The organism is Aurantiacibacter flavus, assembly GCF_039710615.1.
GTDB lineage: Bacteria > Pseudomonadota > Alphaproteobacteria > Sphingomonadales > Sphingomonadaceae > Alteraurantiacibacter > Alteraurantiacibacter flavus.
The window spans coordinates 11,549-30,727 of sequence record NZ_JBDLBR010000001.1 but is presented as its reverse complement, the minus strand read 5'-3'; the positions used below and the strand labels follow the sequence as shown (position 1 = coordinate 30,727).

The following is a 19,179-nucleotide window of genomic DNA, read 5'->3' as shown; positions in this document are numbered from 1 at the left end:
TACAAATGAGGAGGGGTTGTGTCTGGCGTAGAGATGGCGCGCGTATCCAAGCGCTTCGGTGACGTGCTTGTCATCGATGATGTTTCCCTTGAGGTACAGTTGGGAGAATTCATCGTTTTCCTCGGCCCGTCCGGCTGCGGCAAGTCGACGCTGCTTCGCATGATTGCGGGCCTGGAAACCGTTGATGATGGGACGATTTACATCGGCGAACAGCGCGTGGACACAATGCCTCCCGGGGAGCGCGATGTTGCCATGGTTTTCCAGCACTATGCACTCTACCCACATATGACCATTCGCGAGAATCTCGCATTCGGCCTGACGAACCGCCGGGTGCCTGCCGACGAAATTGCCAAGCGGATCGAAGCTGCCGCCTCCAGCCTCGAGATCGAAGAGTTTCTCGAGCGGCGCCCCGGCCAGCTATCGGGCGGGCAACGTCAGCGCGCCGCTATTGCCCGCGCAATCGTGAAGCAGCCGAGCTTGTTCCTGTTCGACGAGCCGCTTTCGAACCTCGACGCAGCCTTGCGCGCGCGGACGAGAATCGAACTTGCCCAGCTCCACCAACAGCTGGGAACGACCATGGTTTTCGTAACCCACGACCAGGTGGAAGCCATGACGCTCGCCGATCGTATCGTTGTCCTCAACAATCATCGCATCGAGCAGATCGGCACGCCGATGGAAATCTATCGGCGGCCTGCCACGAAATTCGTGGCAGGCTTCGTCGGCACTCCGAAAATCAACGTTATCGAATTCGACGCTGTCGAGAACGGCGCCATGACCACAGCAGCCCTTCCAGACGGCACTTCGCTTGAAACCGCCATTCCCTGGAACGACAGTTTTGCCAAGGTCGGAACCACTCTGGGTTTGCGGCCGGAGGCGATCAGGGTGGTATCGCCAGACGAAGCTAACGCCCTCGGTCGCGCCAAGGTGGTCGAACGGCTTGGAGAGCGGACCCTCGTATATGCCGAGCTGGCTGACGGCACGATGCTTACCACCGAAGATCGAGGAGATTCCGAGGTCCGGCCGAGCGATCAGATCGGCCTTTTCGTCGACTGTTCAAATGCGGTTATCTTCACGCAGGATGGCCGCGCTCACCACTGCGCCCAAGTTTCCAACTGATGGCAAAGCAGATTGCCAATGCCGACAGGCGAAGTGCCTGGGCCCGCTGGTCGGGCATTCTCTTCGTCGCGCCCTACCTATGCCTGTTCGTATTGATGCTGCTCGTGCCGCTGGTCATGGGCATGCGCCTTTCGCTAGCGAGGGGTGACCTGTTCGGTATCAGGGAATTCGTGGGGCTCGAAAACTATGTCCGTCTTTTCCAGGACCCTGTCTTTCTCAGGACTGTGTGGAACACGCTCTATTTTGTCCTGCTCACTGTCCCGTCGCTGACGATTGCGGGACTACTCCTCGCACTTGCGCTGAATCGCGAGACGCGCTGGGCGGCCATCATGCGCGGAATATTCTTCGCCTCGTTCGTACTTTCGGTGACGGTTGTCACCCTCATCTGGCGGCTTTTGTTGATACCCAATGGCGGGCTTGCAGCAGTGGTCGCCAACTCTATCGGAGCCGAGCCGATCTCCTTTCTCGGCGATCAGGACTGGGCAATGCCCTCGATTGCCATCACCACGATCTGGTGGGGCATCGGCTTGCCGATGGTTCTGTTCCTAGCGGCCCTGCAACAGGTCCCGCGCGATATTTATGAGGCGGCGGCGCTCGACAATGCTTCGCGCATGCGCATGTTGTTCTCGATCACCCTGCCCGCCATTCGCCGGACGATCGCGCTGGTCCTCGTGATCGAGATCATCCTGCAATTCCAGCTGTTCGGGCAGCCCCAGTTGATGACCGGTGGCGGCCCCAACAACTCTACCCGCCCCATCGTCCTGTTCATCTACGAAACCGGATGGAGCCAGTGGCAGCTCGGGTATGCCTCCGCTGCGGCTCAGGTTCTGTTTGCACTGATCGCCTTGGTAGCCATGGTCCAGTACCGGATTTCCTCGAAGAAGGAGCGCGGATGATGCCTGCCGTCTCGTCGCGAACCTCGTCCATCCTCGGGATCGCAGCGGTCACCGTGGCCGCCGCACTGATGCTCGTCCCTCTCTTATGGGTGCTCATCCTGTCGCTGAAGGACAGCGCAGCCCTGATGGCAGACACGGCATCGGCCTTCAGCCCGCCGTACACGCTCGACAACTATGTCAACATCATCGGTGAGCAGCAGGTCTTCACCTGGCTGATGAACTCGGCCATTGTTTCGCTGGCGATGACAGCAGGCGTGCTGCTGCTCAGCTCGCTCGCGGGATATGGCTTCTCCCGGCTCGACTTCCCCGGCCGCGACACGATCTTCGTGATCGTGCTGCTCGGACTGGCGATTCCCGAGCAGGCGGTCATCATTGGCAGGCACCAGCTTTTCAGTGCGATCTCGATGCACAACAGTTACACCGCCCTTGTCGTGCCGGGCCTCTCGATGCCCTTCGGCGTCTTCCTGATGACCCAGTATTTCCGTGCGATACCCATGGAAATCGACGAAGCTGCGAAGCTCGACGGCGCCTCGCGGTTCCGTATCTTCTGGCGCATCCTTCTGCCGCTGACGATACCTGCTCAGGCAACCCTGGGCATCTTTACCTTCTTCCACGCCTGGAACGACTACTGGTGGCCGCTGGTCTCCGCGACCAACCACGACATGCTGACGCTGACTGTCGGCATCGCATCAACCCAGGTCAACTTCGCCCAAGCCGAAGGGCTTGGCTTCCTGATGGCCCAGGCGGTCTTCGCGGGTGCCCCGATGTTGCTGATCTACGTTATTTTCCAGAAGTATATCGTGCGCGCAGTAGCCGGGGCAGCCGGGCAATGATGCGCACTGCCAAGCCCTTGCTGCTTTTCGCCCTCGCCTTGATGGCGGCATCGTGCGCCCCGCGCGATGATCGCACCGAACTTGTGATCCAGCGCTTCTTCGGCGCATGTCAGGCAGAGTTCGGCGATCTCATCGATCCATCCGAGGCCAACGGAGAATGCGGAATCATCACCGCGATGATCAACCAGTTCCGTGCCGAGAACCCCGATATCAAGGTGGTCGAGAACACGGTTTTCTGGCCGGGCTACGATCAGCTAAACGCGCAGCTTGCGGCGAACGGCGCGCCCGATCTCGTGACGATGCACAGCTCGGTCATACCGGACTACAAGTCTCGCGACCTACTCCAGCCGCTGGGGTCGTTGCTGGCGACGAAAGGCATCGTGCCTGCGGACTTTACCGCCGCAGCGCGCGCCGGTGTCACCGTCGATGGCGAGATAATGGGGCTTCCCATGGATGTCTGGGCGCCGCTCTGGCACGTCAATGTCAACCTGTTCGAGCAGGCGGGACTTGTTCGCAACGGCGAACCGATCCTCCCGCGCAATGTCGACGAGTTCATGGCGCAAGCTGCCCAGTTCAAGGAGCGGACGGGCAAGGCCTATATCGCGCAGACCACCGCGCGCGATTTCTCCGGCCCGATGCGTAACTTTTATATCTACATGATGCAGCAGGACGCCAGCATCTTCACCGATGCGCGCAATGCCAATTTCGACAGCCCCGAAGGCCGACGGGCACTCATGTTCATGCGCGATGTCTATGCCAAGGGTTACACGACACCGGACCAGGACTACACCGGCGCGCTGGCGACCTTCCTGCAAGGCGATGCGGGCATCATGGTCGTGGGCACATGGATGGTGGGCGAATTCCACGCCCGGTCGCAGCAACCGGATTCGCCGTTCTATCAAGGCTATACCGTGAGGCCGGTGCCACAATTGTTCGACGGCCCCGACATTTCGCTCGTCGATGGCCACAACTGGGTCATGCCGCACAACGAAAGCAGGAGCGAGGCTGAACAGGAGGCGGCGCTGCGCTTCCTTAGCTTCTTCGCCGAAAACGATTTCCAGTGGTCGCGCACCGGCCATTTCCCAGCATACACCAAGATCATCGAGAGCAATGAATGGCAGGAATTGCCGCACCGCACCTCGATTTCCAACATCACCCGTGTCGGCCAGCCGATGCCCAACTTCGTCCGTCGGCAAGCACCGATCGAGAATGTCGTGGGCGAAGAGGTGGCGGCTGCAATGTCGGGCGCAAAGCCGATCGACAAGGCAATCGCCGACATGCAGCGCCGCGCCAACGAAATTCTTCGAAGTTTCTGATTTTCAAGGAGTTAACCAAATGCTCAAAGGCCGTGTCGTGGTCGACCGCGATTTCGCCATCGGAGACCTGGACCGCCGACTGTTCGGTAGTTTCGTCGAACACCTGGGACGCTGCGTCTATGGCGGCATTTACGAGCCGGGACATCCGACCGCAGACGAGCAGGGCTTCCGCCAGGACGTGCTCGATCTCACCCGAGAACTGGGTGTCACCATCATGCGCTACCCCGGCGGCAACTTTGTGTCGGGCTATAACTGGCAGGATGGGGTCGGCCCAAAAGAAGACCGTCCGGTAAAACTCGACCTCGCCTGGTTCACGACGGAAACCAACCAGTTCGGGACCAACGAATTCATCGACTGGTGCCGCAAGGCCGAGATCGAGCCGATGATGGCGGTCAATCTGGGCACCGCAGGCCCGGACGAGGCACGTAATCTGGTCGAGTACTGCAACCACCCCGGCGGCACCTACTGGTCCGACCTGCGCCGCAGCCACGGCTACGAAGAGCCCCACGCGATCAACTTCTGGTGTCTGGGCAACGAAATGGATGGCCCGTGGCAAATCTGCGAGAAAACCGCGCAGGAATATGGTCGCGTGGCCAAAGAAGCCGCAAAGGTCATGCGCTGGACCTCCGAAGGCCTCACCCTGACAGCCTGCGGTTCCTCCAGCCGCGAAATGTCCACCTATGGCGAATGGGAATACAGCGTTCTCGACGAGGTGTTCGATCACGTCGATTTCATTTCGTTACATCAGTATTTCCTCAATAACGAAAATGAAACCGATCGCTTCTTCACCCATATCGACAACCTCGACTGCTTTATCACCGAAGTCGTCGCGATTGCCGATGCCGTGGCCGCCAAGCGTCGCAGCGACAAGAAGATAATGCTTTCGCTCGACGAGTGGAACGTCTGGTACAAGGCCCGGTCGGGCACAGACATGAAGCAGGAGAACTGGCCAGAGGCGCCGAGCCTGCTCGAAGAGGTCTACAACTTCGAAGATGCCCTTGTCGTCGGCGGCGCGCTGATCACGATGATAAACCATGCCGACCGCCTGAAGACCGGCTGCCTTGCACAACTCGTCAACGTGATCGGCCCGATCATGACGGAAACCGGCGGCCCGGCCTGGCGGCAGACGATCTTCCATCCCTTCGCGCAGGCGGCCAACCTCGCCAAAGGCCGGGTGCTGCGCCTGATTTCGGATACGCCCACCTTCTCCGCAGGTGAGTTCGACAAGGCGCCCTTGCTGTTGAGCTCTGCGATCCACAACCCGGAAACCGGCCAGCTGACCATTCTCGCGCTCAACCGCAGCCCGACCGAGGAAATGGAGTTCGCCATGCATATGCGTGGCTTCCCGGACATGGTGATCCTCGAGGCGTTCGAACTGCACCACGCCGATCTCAAGGCGACCAACACAAAGGATAATCCGGACGAGGTCGCTCCCAGCCAGCATGAGAGCTGCAAACTGGCGGAAGAACTCACGGCCACGTTGAAGCCACTTTCGTGGAACGTGTTCGTCCTGAAGGACGCCAACTGAACGACGGGACGCCACAAAGGACCTTGCACAAGGTGAGGCCGCCAAGAGGAGAGGAAAACCATGAATAGCCCTATGTGCAGAGGCAACCGGCGCCAGTTCATGCGCGCCGCATCGTTGTTCACAGCTGGCATCGCGGCGTCGCCGCAGATCGTTCTCGCGCAGAGCGGAAGCGAAATCGTCGAGACAACGCATGGCCGCATCCGAGGCAAGAGCGTGGACGGCATCAAGTGGTTCCTTGGTATCCCTTATGGCGCGGACACCAGTGGCCGGAACCGCTTCATGTCGCCTCGTGACGTAACCCCATGGAGCAGAGTGAGAAATTGCACTGATTGGGGCCCCGTAGCACCGCAGCAAGTGAGCGCGAACCCCAGTGACTACACGCGTTATGTCGGCTGGAACAATTATCGTGGCGGCATGAGCGAGGACTGCCTGAGGGTAAACGTCTGGACACCCGCAACAGGCGATGGCGGCAAGCGTGCCGTGCTATTCATCATTCACGGAGGCGGTTTCACCAGCGGATCAGGCAACCTCGAAGCGCTGGAAGGGCAGCATCTGGCCAAACTTGCCGACATGGTGGTCGTCACCGTCAACCATCGGTTAGGTGCGCTTGGCTATCTCGATCTGTCTGCTTTCGGTGGTGAGGAGTTGGCCAGTTCCCCGAACGTCGGCCTGCTCGATCTCGTCAAGTCGCTTGAATGGGTTCGCGACAATATCGCGGCATTCGGTGGCGATCCCGCCAACGTGACCATCACAGGGCAATCGGGCGGCGGAGGCAAGTGCTCGCACCTGATGGCCATGCCTGCTGCGCAAGGCCTGTTTCACAAGGTCGCGATCCAGTCGGGCTCCACCCTGATGACCGGTCGGCACGAGACTGCCCGCGAGAATGCCGAGCGAGTGGTGTCGTCGCTCGGCATCGCCAAAGGCGATCTTGCGGCCTTGCAGGCGGTGCCCTTCGTCGATCTTGTCGGGGTACCCGTGCGTCATGGCCCCGTGCTTGACGGGAATATCATGCCGCGAGATCCGTTCGAGCCCGACGCGCCTGCGATTTCCGCAGGCATCCCCATGATTATCGGCACCTGCCTTGAAGACTGGGGCATCGCCGTCAACGAAGATGGCGAGAGCGCAGCGTCCATAAGATCATGGCTGCGAAAGCAGCTTCCGGACGGTGCCGATCCTACGCTCGCAGATACGATGTTCACTGCCTATCGCGATCAGTACCCAGACAAGAACGGTTTCCTGCTGCGTGCGATTATTGCTACCGACAGCTGGGTACGCCGAAATGCGGTGCTTCAGGCGGAACGACAGGCTGCCAACAACGCGCCTGTTTACATGTATCGTTGGGATTGGCCGGCTCATGGCGAAGGCGCCCATTGGGGGGCAACCCATGGGGCGGACCTTAGCCCGGCATTTGCGAACCCTACCACTCAGCTTACCGGAAATACGCCTGGCGGACGGAAGCTGTCACGCGAACTCGGGCTGGCCTTCGCTGCCTTTGCCAAAACCGGAAATCCGAACCATTCGGAATTGGCGAGGTGGGACCGCTACGACGAGGAAGACCGCAAGGTGATGATCTTCGATGGCGAAACGCGGCAGGAAGAGGACCCCGATGGCCGGATGAGACGTATGTGGGATTCGATAGAGGCGAATACAGGCTGGAGCTAACCCGTCATTCCGTTGCCCTTTCGTCAGCACAGTAGACCCAACAGCAGATACTGGCGAAGCGGCAAAGTCTGACCAAGGTGGATGCAACAGCTGAGGATCTGAGCTTGTCCTTCGCTCATGCCGCGATAGGCAATTCCAATCAACGCTCGAAGACCCCGGCCGAGATCGTTCGCCGCGCCAGCGCAGCGGCCGCTTCGTCCGAACCATCGAAGGGGCGCAGGCGATAGCTGTATTCATACTGCCCCAGCGGCAGGCGGTATTGTTCGAGTGGCTCAAAGCCCCAACTGTTGTCGCCGCCCAGCCCCATCTGCGCCAGATCGAGATTGAGCGTGGTCACGCCGGTAGGAGCGAGTTCGGCGCCATGCCGATTGCTTGTCCGGTCGTCATACAGCAGGTCGTTTTCGAACGGCAGCACGCTGGCGCTGAGCAGGGGGTTGCCCGAGACAAGCAGTCCAGGGCCAGATACCGCCGTAACCGACAGCCACCTGACATCGGTCTTGTTGCCCGTTTCCTGCGGGCGAACATAGTCGTGAAACTGGTCGCTCACCTTGCCGCCATAGAGCCCCACGGCTGCACTGCTCTGGCGATCGACATAGGATTCATGCGGTCCACGCCCGAACCATAAAAGCTCGGTAAAATCGCCAGTCAGCGCGAAGGTGCTGCCCACGCGGGCGAATTCGGGCAGAGTTTCGTCCAGCGGCACGACCCTTTCGCGAACCGCGATGTCGCCGGTGCCGAGCACGGCGTAAGTCATTTCCACCCGCAAGGCATCGTTGCCAAGAATGAACGAAGTCTCGATCACTACCCGGCCTGGCTCGGGCTGGGAGACTTCCATGCGCTCAAGCTTTCGCTGAGCCGCGATATTGCGCCAGATTGCCAGCTGCTGATCGAGCTTGGCACCCGCATCGTTGTCGGTTGGCGCACGCCAGAACCGCGGCTCAAGCGGTGCGGCCAGCATCTGCTGCCCGGCAAACTCCAAGGATGCGAGGCGGCCCTGCGGATCGAAGCCAACTGCAAAGCCTGCACCTTCCACGTGCAGGCCGTCGCCCGCCTCGGTTAGCATCAGTGGTTCGGATTGCTCACCCACCCGGCCTGGCGCCGGAGGGCCACTCTCAAGCGCAAATTGCTCCCACGCCACCAGATGCCGTTCCGACACCAGCGGATGGGTCGCCGCGCTCGCCTCGGCCTTGATCGTCAGGTAAAGTTCGGCGCCTGGTTCTGGAATGATTGAGGGCAACTCCAGCGGGACTTTTTGCGTGCGGCCAGCCGGAGTCTGGAGGCTGCCGAGCTCGCCTTTGGCAACCACAATTCCGTCCTGCTGGACCTCCCATGAGAAGGCGAGGTGCGACAGATCGCGAAAGTCGTAACGATTGACGACTTCGAGCATCGCGTCCCCTTCTCCGGTCAGCCGGATTTCCACCGGCTGCATGACCTTCTTCGCCTCCCAAGCGTGCGGGTTCAGCGTCCTGTCCGGTTGGATGATGCCGTTGGCAAGGAAATTGCCGTCAGTCCGGCTTTCCCCGAAGTCGCCGCCATAAGCCCAGTAGGGCCGACCTTCTTCGTCATGTTCAAGTAAGGTCTGGTCCACCCAGTCCCAGATGAAACCGCCCTGCAGTTTGCGATATTCGTAAATGGCATCCCAATACTCCTGGAAGCCGCCCAGCGAATTGCCCATGGCATGGGCATATTCGAACTGGATCATAGGTTGCTCATGATCCGACTTGGCATAGTCGATCATCTCAGCGACGCGGTCATACATCGGGGTATAGATGTTGACGAAATCGCGGGGATTATGGCCCTCATATTGGCCGGTGCCCTCGATGCCCACCTGCCGGGAGGGGTCGCGCTCCGCAATCATCGCAGCGCCTCGTTCGAACACAGGGCCAAGACCCATTTCATTGCCGAGCGACCAGACAATGATCGAAGGATGGTTCTTGTCCCGCTCGACCATGCGCAGCATTCGCGCGGTCTGTGCCGGCCACCACATCGGATCGTTGCCCAGCCACAGGTCATCGGGGCGCATGAACGGGTGCGATTCGATGTTAGCTTCGTCCACGATATAGAGGCCGTATTCGTCGGCCAACTCGTACCAGCGCGGATCGTTGGGGTAGTGCGATGTGCGCACTGCGTTGAAATTGAGCTGTTTGAGCAGCTCCATATCGCGTCGCATGGAAACCATGTCCACGGCGCGGCCGCGCACAGGATCGTGTTCGTGCCGGTTGACCCCGCGAATGGTAACCTCGCGCCCGTTGACCTTGAGAAGGCCGTCGGACACCTCGACCGTGCGAAACCCCACCCGTTCGCGGATCGCCTCGACGGTTTGCCCACGGGCATCGGTCAGTTCGATCAGGAGAGTATAGAGATTGGGCGTTTCCGCGGTCCAGTGGCGGATGCCGGGGATCGTTGCAGCGAAGTGCGTGGTTGCCGATGCGGTCGCGGATTGCCCTTCCCAGATCACTGTTTCGCCATCGAGCAGCGTGGCAGCAAGCCGATGTCCGCTTGCGCCGACGCCATCGAGGCCGGCAACCTCGACTTCAAGGTCAAGCCGACCGTCAGAATATGAGCCGTCCAGTCCGGCTTTGGCGAAGTAATCATGCACGTGAACGGGTGGACGTGCTGTCAACGTGACGGAACGTTCGATGCCCGAAAGCGACCAGAAATCCTGATCCTCCAGATATGTCCCGGTCGTCCAGCGATAGACTTCCACCGCCACCATATTCGCCCCGATGCGAACGTGATCGGTGATGTCGAACTTTGCCGGTAACTTGGAATCCTCACTGTAACCGACAGGCTCACCGTTCACCCAGACATAGCCGCCCGAATTGATCGTTCCGAATTCGATAAAGATGCGCCGCCCCGCCCATTCGGCCGGGATATCGAAGTCTTTGCGGTAGGAGCCGACCGGCGTTTCGGAATGCGGCACGTGCGGCGGATTGGCAGGCTCGAACGCATAGTCGACATTGACGTAAATCGGCGTGCCGAACCCCTGACGCTCCCAATTCGAAGGCACCTCTATTGTTGCCCATTCGGAGACGTCAAATTTGGGCTGATAGAAATCCGCCGGCCGCGCTTCCGGCGTGGGGGAATAGGCAAAGAACCATTCCCCATCGAGTGTGCGACGATAAGGTGAGGATGAAGGATCATCGGCAAGTGCCATGTCCACGCTCGGATAGGCATCGAAGGTCGCCGTCATCGGCTCACGGTTGATCTCGATCACCGCAGGATCGTTCCAATCCGGCCGCGCCTCCAGATCGCGCTTGAACACCACCGGCTCTTGCGCAACCGCCGGAGCCTCGGAGCCTGATAGCGCGGCCAGCTGGACAATGGCAAAGGCGAGGCCACCTATCGCTCTTTTTAGGATCATGCTTGCTCTCCTCTCCTCAAGCCGCGACAGGCTAACCGCCCGGCCGAGGCTCATCTCTCAATGCGACGAGCGCAATTGCTTCGTTCAGTATTTCGGTAACGGCGCGGCTCGCCTGCGCCGCATCACCTGCTTCGATTGCCCGCAAGATCGTTTCGTGGTCGCCAACGCTGGCCATTCTTACGCCCTTGGCCCTGTTGGTGACCTGGATCGTGAAGCGCAGCGCCGTTTCGACGAAGGGCACGAATTGGGCAAAGAAGCGGTTGCCGCTGGCGCGCAGCACCGCTGAATGGAAAGCAATATCGGTGAGCAGCGGATCAGCTTCTCCGCGCGCAGCCGCCTTCATGCCGTCGAGAGCTTCGCGAATGCGCGCCTTGCCCTTCTCGTTCGCCATCTGCGCGGCAAGCGCCGCCGCCGGCTCGACCGCCATGCGCACTTGCAGGAATTCGCGCATCAATTGCGGCGAATAAGTCCGCTGCAGAATCCAGCCCAGAACATCGGGATCGAGCAAGTTCCAGTTCGTCTCCGGTTCAACGAACGTGCCGCGCCGCGGCCGGGAGCCGACCAGCCCCTTGGCGGTCAACATCTTGATGGCTTCGCGTGTGACACTGCGGCTGGCCTGGAACTCTTCCGACAGCTTCGCCTCGATCGGCAGGCTCGCCTCGGTGCCATAATCGCCGCGCACGATCGCCGCGCCAATCCGGTCGACGAGCTGTTGCGAGAGGTTCGAAGTTCGTCTCGGGCTTTCCATCGCTGGCCCCATCTCAAACCCTGTTGTCGGCGCCATGGAAGAATTCGGCGAGCTTGCGGGCTTTCGCGCCGACCTCTTCCGCCGTGCGCCCCGCGCTGTAGAGACTGCTGCCGATCCCGAACCCGGATGCCCCCGCCTCCATCCATTGCGAAATGTTCGGTTCGCCGACGCCGCCTACGGCAAACACTTTTACCTCTGCCGGAAGCACATCTTTCAGGGCCTTCAGATGTCTGGGGCCATAGGTCGCGGCAGGAAACAGCTTCAGGGCAGTCGCACCCGCCTCAATGGCGGCAAAGGCTTCGGTGGCAGTAGCCACACCGGGCAAGGGCTTCATCCCGAGGTCGCAGCTACAGCCGATGACGCGGGGGTCCATGTTCGGGCTGACAACAAATCGTGCACCGGCCTTATTGGAGGCGCGAACTTCCTGCTCGGAAAGAACGGTCCCGACGCCGATAACCGCGCGACCGGAAAGCGTCTTGCAAAGTGCTCTTACCGAGCCGAGCGGGTCCGGTGAGTTGAACGTGACCTCCATCGCCAAGATGCCCGCATCGACCAAGGCGCTGCCAATTGCGGGGGCCTCGTGCGGCTTTATTCCGCGCAGGATTGCGATAACAGGCACCTTGGCCAGCGCGTCTTCCAAAGTCAGGCTCATTGGCTTGCCCTATCTATGCTGAGAGAACGGAATGCCTCGGTGAAGCCGGCCACGGCTGCATCCTGGCTGGCGACGAACCTGGCGCCGAAACCGAGTTCTTCGAGTGCGGCTACGTAGCGTTTCCCGATTGCAGGCATCGCGATGACTGCGACCTCGGCATGGTCCGCTGGCGAAAGCTCCAGGCTACGCACGGCGCCGGCAACGTCAGCGCCGATGAGCAAACCAGACAGGCGGTCTGCGGAATGGCTTGCAAGCATCTTGCCAGAGGCGACGCGCGACCTGGCAGAGAAAAGCAGATGTACAAGCGAAGCTCCTTCACGGTACGCATCGCCAACGGCTGCAACAAACACCTCGCGGTCAAAAGTTGCGCCCTGCCCGGAAGCCAAAACCCCTGATTTAATGAGGCCAGCGAACATTTCGCCGGTGACGCTTGACAGGAAGCTTTCGACCACACCGTCTTCCAGCAGCACCCACTTCGTATGCGTACCTGGAATACAGACGAGCGACCGCCCGGCCTTACTTGCCGAGGTCATGGCTTCGAGCCCGATCAATTCGATCTCTTCGCCGCGCATTACGTCGGGTTCGCCCAAGACGTTGGTGCACGCCATGCCGCCCAGAATTCGGGCAGACCCTTTGCCGAGCGGAACCGACACACTGCTGCCGAGGACATTCGATGCGCGCGATGGACAGGGGACATATTCCACCTCACACCATCCGATCGAGGAGCCAACCATCCCCGCCAGCAAAACCTCGATCCTACCCTCAGCCCCCGCCCAATCCTTCAATAGATCGAGCAAAACCGCTTCGAACTCCTGCCCTGCCATCTGGGATACGCCAGGGCCCCGACAGGTGTCTGCTACGCTGCCGTCGACAATTCGGAACAACTGGAGTTGGGTGGTGCCCCAGAGGCCTGCGATAAACTGCTTCACCACGATCGGCACCTTCCGGCTGTCGCACGTTCACAGCTCGCTACGAACGACATACCCTTTCATATCCCCCGGATAACGGCCTGATCGGCTTGATATCGCCACCTATGCCTTCAACGATTTAGCATATTATATGACTAATCGTAGTTGTAAAGAGTGGCCACCTTGCCCCTTCAATGAGGCAGAAATGCTTCATCCATTCCAAACAGTGAAGAAAAATGCGTCACTTGCACTGCATGTGCTTGACAGTTTTGTCGGACAATTTAGCTTCCGAGCAGAAGAGGATGATATTTATGGCACGATCAGCCAATGCCCTCCTGCTCGCATGGCTTCTGGCTGGCGCCGCAGCCGCCACCGGGCAGCCGGTTTCCGAGACAAGCTCCACTCGCGCAACTCATAATGAAGCCGCAGCGGCCACGGATAATCCCATCATCCGCAACCGTTTTACGGCGGACCCCGCCCCGCTAACCGTAGACGACACTCTCTATCTTTACGTCGGCCATGACGAAGGCGACGATGGCTTCCGGATCGACGAATGGGTTGTCTACTCGACCAAGGACATGAAGAGCTGGACCGACCACGGCGTTCTGATGCGGCCAACCGATTTTGCGTGGTCGGAAGGCGAGGCCTGGGCATCGCAGATGGTGGAGCGCGAGGGCCGGTTCTATTTCTACACCACCGTCGAACACGATGACAGCCACCCCGGCAAGGCGATTGGCGTAGCCGTCTGCGACACCCCGGTCGGCCCTTGCCGCGACGCGCGCGGCTCGGCCCTCGTTCGGGACAATCCGGAGACCTGGCGTGCGTGGAGCGACATCGACCCGACGGTGCTAGTCGATGAAGAGGGCACGGCATGGATGGCCTGGGGCAATTCCAACCTCTACCTCGCGCGGCTTGCACCGAACATGACCGAACTGGAAGGCGAGGTTCAGGAACTCCACCTCACCAACTTCCTTGAAGGGCCATGGCTGCACCGGCGGGGGAACCTTTATTATCTGACCTATGCATCCTTTGTTGAAGGCGAACAGGATGCCGAACACTTATCCTATGCCACCGCCCCCTCGATGGCCGGGCCGTGGACCTACCGAGGGGAACTGACCGGCGCGGCCAAGAACAGCTTCACGATCCATGCCGGGATCGAGAAGTTTAAAGGCCAATGGTACCTGTTCTATCACAACGGAGTGCTGTCTATCGACGGTGTCGAGGGTTCCGAGTTCCGGCGTTCGGTGGCGGTGGAGCACCTGCTATATGACGAGGCGGATGGCCTTGAGCCGGTGGTACAGACGGTCGAGGGGGTATCGCTCCCGCCCTGTGCCCAAGGGACGCCGTTTCAGGACTGAGAAAACAGCGGCTCGTCTTGCCTGAGAGGGCCGCTCCTGACCGGTTGACCGAAGACCGGGAAACCATCGCTGTCATAGCCGAAGCGTTGCACCCTGGCGTGCCGGTTGGGATCGTACAATGGGTCGCCCTCGATATCCTGATAGTCCCGCGCGTGGTAGACCAGTACGTCGCGCCCACATTCGTCGGTCGTGAAGCTGTTGTGCCCTGGGCCGAATATGCAGCGCTCGGGGGCGCTCGTGAACACGGGTTGCTGCGACTTGGTCCAGCTTGCCGGGTCCATCAGGTCCGCATCGGCGGGTGCCCACAGCAGGCCCATCGCATAACGATCGTCGGTCGCGCTGGCCGAATAGGTCAGGAACACCTTGTCGCCATGGGCAAGGAAAGCCGCGCCTTCGTTGACCTTGAATCCCTGTATTTCCCAATCCAACGTCGGCACTGTTAGCCTCGCCGGGGGCGCCGCGAAGGTGGTGGGCGAAGCGAGCGGCGCGAGGTAGAGGTTTGAATTGGTTTCGATGCCCGGTTCGCGCTGCGCCCAACACAGGTAGTCGACGCCGCAATGATGAAAACTGGTGGCATCGAGATTGAACGTATCCCACGGCGTTTCTAGTTGGCCGAGCACCGACCAATCGTCCGCCATGGGATCCTCGCCCGCACAGGCGAGCACATAAGTGCGAATGTGGAACACGTCGTCGCTGTTGCCGGCTGCGAAATAGATCAGCCAACGCCCGTCGATGCGGTGAATTTCCGGCGCCCAGATATGGCCGGCCATCACGCCTTCTTCGGGTCGCCGCCAGAGCGTCCGCTCCTCTGCCTTACCAAGCCCACCGATGGTAGAAGCGCGCCGCAGGATGATCCGGTCATATTCCGGCACCGAGGCGGTGAAGAAGTATGTATCGTCACCATGCCGGAGGATATGCGGATCGGCGCGTTGGAAGATGATCGGGTTAAGCACGGATTCGGTCTCGCAGGTAGTGGCGGCACGAAGCGCGCCGGGGGTTACAGACGTAGCGGCCGCTAGGATCGAGGCGCGCAGGATCATACGACGGTCGACTTGGGGGAAGGTCATTCAGAAGGCTCCAGCATTTTGAGTTCGGGCCACCCGGCGTCCCACAGCAGTTCGCCAATGCGCAGGGTCGGCCGCCCCTCGGCGGCAGTGTCGTAGGCGTGGAAAACGAGGATATCGCGGCCTTCGGCATCGCGGAAGTGACCGGGATGGCCCGGCCCCTGGAAGCGATCTGCGGCCTGAGCCGATGCGATGACGGTTCCGCCGCCATCGAGCATGGCGCGACCGGTCCGGTCGACATAAGGGCCGCGGATGTCGCGCGATCGTCCGATGACGGTCTTGTAAGTGCTGTCGGCCCCGCGGCAGCAGCGATCGAACGAAGCGAGCAGGTAGTACCAGCCTTCGCGTTCGAAGATGAACGGCGCCTCGATCGCGTTTTCGGGATCCTGCGGCCGGCGCGCGATATTGGTAACTTGCGCTCCCTCTTTCGGCAAACCGCTCTCCGGATCGAGTTCGACCAGCATCAACCCGCCCCAGAAACTACCGAAAGAAAGCCAGGCCCGCCCTTCGCGATCGACCACAAGGTTGGGGTCGATGGCATTGTAATCGTCACCCACGGCAGAAGTGATGACAGGACCTTGGTCGGTCCAGCCGTAATCGTTCGCGGATGGGTCCAGCGTCGGGGAAGTTGCCAGACCGATGGCCGAAACCTGCGAACCGAACGTCGACACGGAATAGTAAAGCCGGAAGCCTTCGTCATAACGCGAGATATCCGGCGCCCAGGCACCGCGCGAGCCCGGTACAGCCTGTCTCGTCCACTCAGGAAGCGCGAAGGGGGGCGCAAGATCGGTCCAGTTGGCAAGATCACGCGAACGATGGGCGCGCAACGGGCTGTGGTCCGGGCTGCCGGTGGAATAGAGATAGAAAGCGCCGTCTTCGGCGATCAGTACCGGGTCGTGAATTGTCGCCAGTGCGGGCGGACCGGGCACTTCCTCCGCCACAGGCGGCGCGGCGCTGAACGGGCCTCCGTCGGCGCCGCACGAACTTGCAAGAAGTCCTATCGCCAGCAATTGCACAGGCTTACCCATCCGGCACATCTCCCTTTGCGGCGCTTACCGAAGCCCTCAATCGACTGTATATTTGTCCGACAATACAATGTTAATCGTAAAGTGCAATCACGGCAATGCATTGCTCCTGATCGCTAGACTGCTAGGAAGGTCTCCGGATGGAGAATACAATGGCCACCAAGGCAGAACCCAGACGAAAGACGCGAAGCGAGTTTTCGCATTCGAAGATTGCACGCGACCTCGGCACCGCGATTGTTACCGGACGCAGCGAACCGGGCGCCATTCTTCCTGGCGAAGTGGAACTGGCTGCGCAGTTCGGCGTCTCCCGCAGCGTGGTTCGCGAAGCGATGCGCGCTCTCGCAACGCGCGGCCTGATCGAGAGCAAGCCCAAGATTGGCACCAGGGTGCTGCCACGCGAGCACTGGCACCTGCTCGATCCGGTGGTCCTGCAATGGATGTTCGATGCCGCGCCTTCGCCAAAGTTCGTAAAGAGTCTTTTCGAACTGCGCATGATCGTTGAACCAGCCGCGGCCGAACTTGCCGCACGCAAGAAAACAGGGCGCCATCTCGCCAGTATGGGGCATGCGCTCGAAGAGATGGCGAGGCACACTTTACATACCTCCGAAGGCCAGATGGCCGATCAGGCCTTTCACGCCGCGATCCTGGAGGCATCGGACAACGAATTGCTGGTCAACCTGTCTGCGAGCATTGGCGCAGCAGTACGCTGGACCACTTATTTCAAGTTCCGCAGCGACAAGAAGCCGCGGGACCCCATCGAAGAACATCGCGCACTGTTCGACGCGATCGCACAGGGCGACGGCGAGGCCGCGCGGGAGGCCGCGATGTCGCTGATTGGCATTGCCGAGCGCGAGACCGAAGCCGCCCTGCAGGACGAAGTGTAGAACGTACGGGGCTTGCGCCCCGGACTAATGGCTGTCGCGGGGGATGCCCTTGGTCTTCGCGATGCGCTGGTACTTTTCCGAGCCTTCCAGAATGGCGCCCGAAGCCATGTCGCCGACCAGCCCACGCTGGATTTCCTGCCACGGTGTCTGGCTTTCTGGATAGTCATAGCCGCCATTCGCTTCCAACTGCTGACGGCGTTCAGCCAGCTCTTCCTCCGACACGAGCATGTCGGCACGGCGCTTGCGCAAGTCGATGCGAATCCGATCGCCGGTACGCAGGAGGGCAAGCCCGCCATTGGCCGCAGCTTCGGGGCTGGCGTTGAGGATAGACGGGCTGGCGCTGGTTCCCGACTGGCGACCATCGCCCACGCAAGGCAAGGAGTGCACGCCTTCTTCCAGAAGATAAGCCGGTGGGCGCATGTTCACCACTTCCGCCGAGCCGGGATAGCCGATCGGTCCCGCGCCGCGGATGAACAGGATCGTTTCCTCGGTGATCTGCAAGGCAGGATCGTCGATCCTCTCGTGGTATTCTTCCGGACCATCGAACACCACCGCACGGCCTTCGAAGGCTTCGGGATCGTCAGGGCTCGACAAATAGCGCTTGCGGAACTCCGCCGAGATCACACTGGTTTTCATTATCGCGGAATCGAACAGGTTGCCGGAAAGCACGACAAATCCGGCTCGCTCCATCAATGGGCGGCAAAATGGCCGGATGACCTTCTCGTCTTCGATGGCAACGCCAGCGCAATTTTCTCCGATGGTCTTGCCGTTCACCGTGAGCGCATCGGCTGCGAGCAGCCCGTTTTCCAGCAATTGCGCCGCCACGGCCGGCACCCCGCCGGCGCGATAATAATCCTCGCCGAGATACTCGCCGGCAGGCTGGAGGTTCACAAGCAGCGGGATATCGTGTCCGAGCGTTTCCCATTCACTGATATCAAGCGGGACGCCGATATGGCGAGCGATCGCGGCAAGATGGATGGGCGCATTGGTCGACCCGCCGATCGCGCTGTTCACGCGGATCGCATTCTCGAACGCTTCGCGGGTCAGCACGTCAGAGGGCTTCAAGTCCTCGGCGACCATCTCCACGATCCGCTTACCTGTGAGATAGGCGTTTTCCTGCCGGTCTCGATAGGGGGCAGGAATGGCGGCCGAACCTGGCAGAGCCATGCCCAGGGCCTCGGTCAGCGAATTCATCGTAGTTGCCGTGCCCATGGTGTTGCAATAGCCGGTCGAGGGGGCCGAACTGGCCACCAGCTTGATGAAGTCCTGGTAGCCAATCTCGCCCGACGCGAGCAACTCGCGCGCTTTCCAGACAATCGTCCCCGATCCGGTGCGCTCGCCCTTGAAATAGCCGTTCAGCATCGGCCCTACCGAGAGGGCGATGGCAGGGATATCGACTGTAGCAGCCGCCATCAGTTGCGAAGGTGTGGTCTTGTCGCACCCGATCGTCAGGATCACGCCATCGATCGGATAGCCATAGATCGTTTCCACCAGACCGAGATAGGCGAGGTTGCGGTCAAGCCCCGCGGTCGGGCGCTTGCCCGTTTCCTGGATTGGATGAACGGGAAACTCGATTGCGATCCCACCCGCTTCGCGAATGCCTTCGCGCAGCCGCTCCGCCAACACCAGGTGGTGCCGATTGCATGGGCTGAGATCACTGCCCGATTGGGCAATTCCGATAATCGGCTTGCCGCTTTGCAGTTCTTCTAGCGACAGCCCGAAATTCATGTACCGCTCAAGGTACAGGGCGGTCATATCCGGGTTATGCGGATTGTCGAACCACGCCCTGCTTCGCAGCTTGCCGTCACTTTTCTGTTTGGTCATC

The 19,179-nt window shown here is 60.5% G+C and carries 15 protein-coding genes; 8 read left to right on the top strand and 7 right to left on the bottom strand.

Features of this window, described 5'->3' with window-relative positions; translation table 11 throughout:
• Positions 1-18: 18 nt before the first annotated feature.
• From ABDJ38_RS00110 to ABDJ38_RS00085, 6 genes are read left to right on the top strand one after another with little or no spacing between them, the layout of a single operon-like run.
• Positions 19-1,116: an ABC transporter ATP-binding protein gene (locus ABDJ38_RS00110; protein ID WP_346783039.1), complete on the top strand. Its 1,098-nt coding sequence runs from the start codon at positions 19-21 to the stop codon at positions 1,114-1,116.
• Entirely contained in the window at positions 1,116-2,012 is an 897-nt protein-coding gene (locus ABDJ38_RS00105) for a carbohydrate ABC transporter permease (RefSeq protein WP_346783038.1), read from the top strand. The genes ABDJ38_RS00110 and ABDJ38_RS00105 overlap by 1 nt, the downstream gene beginning before the upstream one ends.
• On the top strand, positions 2,009-2,845 hold the full coding sequence (locus tag ABDJ38_RS00100) for a carbohydrate ABC transporter permease (protein ID WP_346783037.1): 837 nt from the start codon (positions 2,009-2,011) through the stop codon (positions 2,843-2,845). The genes ABDJ38_RS00105 and ABDJ38_RS00100 overlap by 4 nt, the downstream gene beginning before the upstream one ends.
• A complete protein-coding gene (locus tag ABDJ38_RS00095) occupies positions 2,842-4,161 on the top strand; it encodes an extracellular solute-binding protein (RefSeq protein WP_346783036.1) in 1,320 nt (439 codons plus the stop codon). The genes ABDJ38_RS00100 and ABDJ38_RS00095 overlap by 4 nt, the downstream gene beginning before the upstream one ends.
• Before the next feature lie 19 nt (positions 4,162-4,180).
• Positions 4,181-5,689 (top strand): arabinosylfuranosidase ArfA, encoded by a 1,509-nt coding sequence (gene arfA / locus ABDJ38_RS00090; RefSeq protein WP_346783035.1) that lies wholly within the window; start codon positions 4,181-4,183, stop codon positions 5,687-5,689.
• Between the two features lie 60 nt (positions 5,690-5,749).
• Positions 5,750-7,351 carry a carboxylesterase/lipase family protein gene (locus tag ABDJ38_RS00085; protein ID WP_346783034.1) on the top strand — a complete coding sequence of 534 codons (1,602 nt, stop codon included), beginning with the start codon at positions 5,750-5,752 and terminating at the stop codon, positions 7,349-7,351.
• Between the two features lie 139 nt (positions 7,352-7,490).
• On the opposite strand, the gene ABDJ38_RS00080 is transcribed toward ABDJ38_RS00085, so the two are convergent.
• From ABDJ38_RS00080 to ABDJ38_RS00065, 4 genes are read right to left on the bottom strand one after another with little or no spacing between them, the layout of a single operon-like run.
• On the bottom strand, positions 7,491-10,715 hold the full coding sequence (locus tag ABDJ38_RS00080) for a glycoside hydrolase family 2 TIM barrel-domain containing protein (RefSeq protein WP_346783033.1): 3,225 nt from the start codon (positions 10,713-10,715) through the stop codon (positions 7,491-7,493).
• Positions 10,716-10,746: 31 nt separating this feature from the next.
• Positions 10,747-11,463, bottom strand: a complete 717-nt coding sequence (locus ABDJ38_RS00075) for a FadR/GntR family transcriptional regulator (RefSeq protein WP_346783032.1) — start codon at positions 11,461-11,463, stop codon at positions 10,747-10,749.
• Between the two features lie 13 nt (positions 11,464-11,476).
• Positions 11,477-12,115, bottom strand: coding sequence for a 2-dehydro-3-deoxy-6-phosphogalactonate aldolase (locus tag ABDJ38_RS00070; RefSeq protein WP_346783031.1), 639 nt, complete (start codon positions 12,113-12,115; stop codon positions 11,477-11,479).
• Positions 12,112-13,044 (bottom strand): 2-dehydro-3-deoxygalactonokinase, encoded by a 933-nt coding sequence (locus ABDJ38_RS00065; protein ID WP_346783030.1) that lies wholly within the window; start codon positions 13,042-13,044, stop codon positions 12,112-12,114. The genes ABDJ38_RS00070 and ABDJ38_RS00065 overlap by 4 nt, the downstream gene beginning before the upstream one ends.
• A gap of 290 nt (positions 13,045-13,334) precedes the next feature.
• Between ABDJ38_RS00065 and ABDJ38_RS00060 the strand changes: the two genes are divergently transcribed.
• On the top strand, positions 13,335-14,381 hold the full coding sequence (locus ABDJ38_RS00060; protein WP_346783029.1) for a family 43 glycosylhydrolase: 1,047 nt from the start codon (positions 13,335-13,337) through the stop codon (positions 14,379-14,381).
• Here ABDJ38_RS00060 and ABDJ38_RS00055 read toward each other — a convergent pair.
• Both ABDJ38_RS00055 and ABDJ38_RS00050 read right to left on the bottom strand, forming a co-directional pair.
• Positions 14,372-15,448: a glycoside hydrolase family 43 protein gene (locus tag ABDJ38_RS00055; protein ID WP_346783028.1), complete on the bottom strand. Its 1,077-nt coding sequence runs from the start codon at positions 15,446-15,448 to the stop codon at positions 14,372-14,374. The two genes, ABDJ38_RS00060 and ABDJ38_RS00055, sit on opposite strands and share 10 nt — an antisense overlap.
• Positions 15,445-16,473 carry an arabinan endo-1,5-alpha-L-arabinosidase gene (locus ABDJ38_RS00050; RefSeq protein ID WP_346783027.1) on the bottom strand — a complete coding sequence of 343 codons (1,029 nt, stop codon included), beginning with the start codon at positions 16,471-16,473 and terminating at the stop codon, positions 15,445-15,447. Before ABDJ38_RS00050 ends, ABDJ38_RS00055 begins: the two co-directional genes overlap by 4 nt.
• A 137-nt stretch (positions 16,474-16,610) precedes the next feature.
• On the opposite strand from ABDJ38_RS00050, the gene ABDJ38_RS00045 reads away from it, so the two are divergent.
• Positions 16,611-17,354, top strand: a complete 744-nt coding sequence (locus ABDJ38_RS00045; RefSeq protein WP_346783026.1) for a FadR/GntR family transcriptional regulator — start codon at positions 16,611-16,613, stop codon at positions 17,352-17,354.
• 24 nt (positions 17,355-17,378) lie between these two features.
• Here the strand turns inward: ABDJ38_RS00045 and ABDJ38_RS00040 are convergent, their stop codons facing one another.
• The gene (locus ABDJ38_RS00040) at positions 17,379-19,178 is read right to left on the bottom strand and encodes an IlvD/Edd family dehydratase (protein WP_346783025.1); all 1,800 of its coding nucleotides are present in this window, start codon (positions 19,176-19,178) and stop codon (positions 17,379-17,381) included.
• Position 19,179 lies beyond the last annotated feature (1 nt).

Bases quoted from the DNA above. Each gene is read 5' to 3' on its own strand.
- ABDJ38_RS00105 (WP_346783038.1), top strand. From the start codon at position 1,116: ATGGCAAAGCAGATTGCCAATGCCGACAGGCGAAGTGCCTGGGCCCGC.
- ABDJ38_RS00100 (WP_346783037.1), top strand. From the start codon at position 2,009: ATGATGCCTGCCGTCTCGTCGCGAACCTCGTCCATCCTCGGGATCGCA.
- ABDJ38_RS00095 (WP_346783036.1), top strand. From the start codon at position 2,842: ATGATGCGCACTGCCAAGCCCTTGCTGCTTTTCGCCCTCGCCTTGATG.
- arfA (WP_346783035.1), top strand. From the start codon at position 4,181: ATGCTCAAAGGCCGTGTCGTGGTCGACCGCGATTTCGCCATCGGAGAC.
- ABDJ38_RS00085 (WP_346783034.1), top strand. From the start codon at position 5,750: ATGAATAGCCCTATGTGCAGAGGCAACCGGCGCCAGTTCATGCGCGCC.
- ABDJ38_RS00080 (WP_346783033.1), bottom strand. From the start codon at position 10,715: ATGATCCTAAAAAGAGCGATAGGTGGCCTCGCCTTTGCCATTGTCCAG.
- ABDJ38_RS00075 (WP_346783032.1), bottom strand. From the start codon at position 11,463: ATGGAAAGCCCGAGACGAACTTCGAACCTCTCGCAACAGCTCGTCGAC.
- ABDJ38_RS00070 (WP_346783031.1), bottom strand. From the start codon at position 12,115: ATGAGCCTGACTTTGGAAGACGCGCTGGCCAAGGTGCCTGTTATCGCA.
- ABDJ38_RS00060 (WP_346783029.1), top strand. From the start codon at position 13,335: ATGGCACGATCAGCCAATGCCCTCCTGCTCGCATGGCTTCTGGCTGGC.
- ABDJ38_RS00055 (WP_346783028.1), bottom strand. From the start codon at position 15,448: ATGACCTTCCCCCAAGTCGACCGTCGTATGATCCTGCGCGCCTCGATC.
- ABDJ38_RS00050 (WP_346783027.1), bottom strand. From the start codon at position 16,473: ATGGGTAAGCCTGTGCAATTGCTGGCGATAGGACTTCTTGCAAGTTCG.
- ABDJ38_RS00045 (WP_346783026.1), top strand. From the start codon at position 16,611: ATGGAGAATACAATGGCCACCAAGGCAGAACCCAGACGAAAGACGCGA.
- ABDJ38_RS00040 (WP_346783025.1), bottom strand. From the start codon at position 19,178: ATGACCAAACAGAAAAGTGACGGCAAGCTGCGAAGCAGGGCGTGGTTC.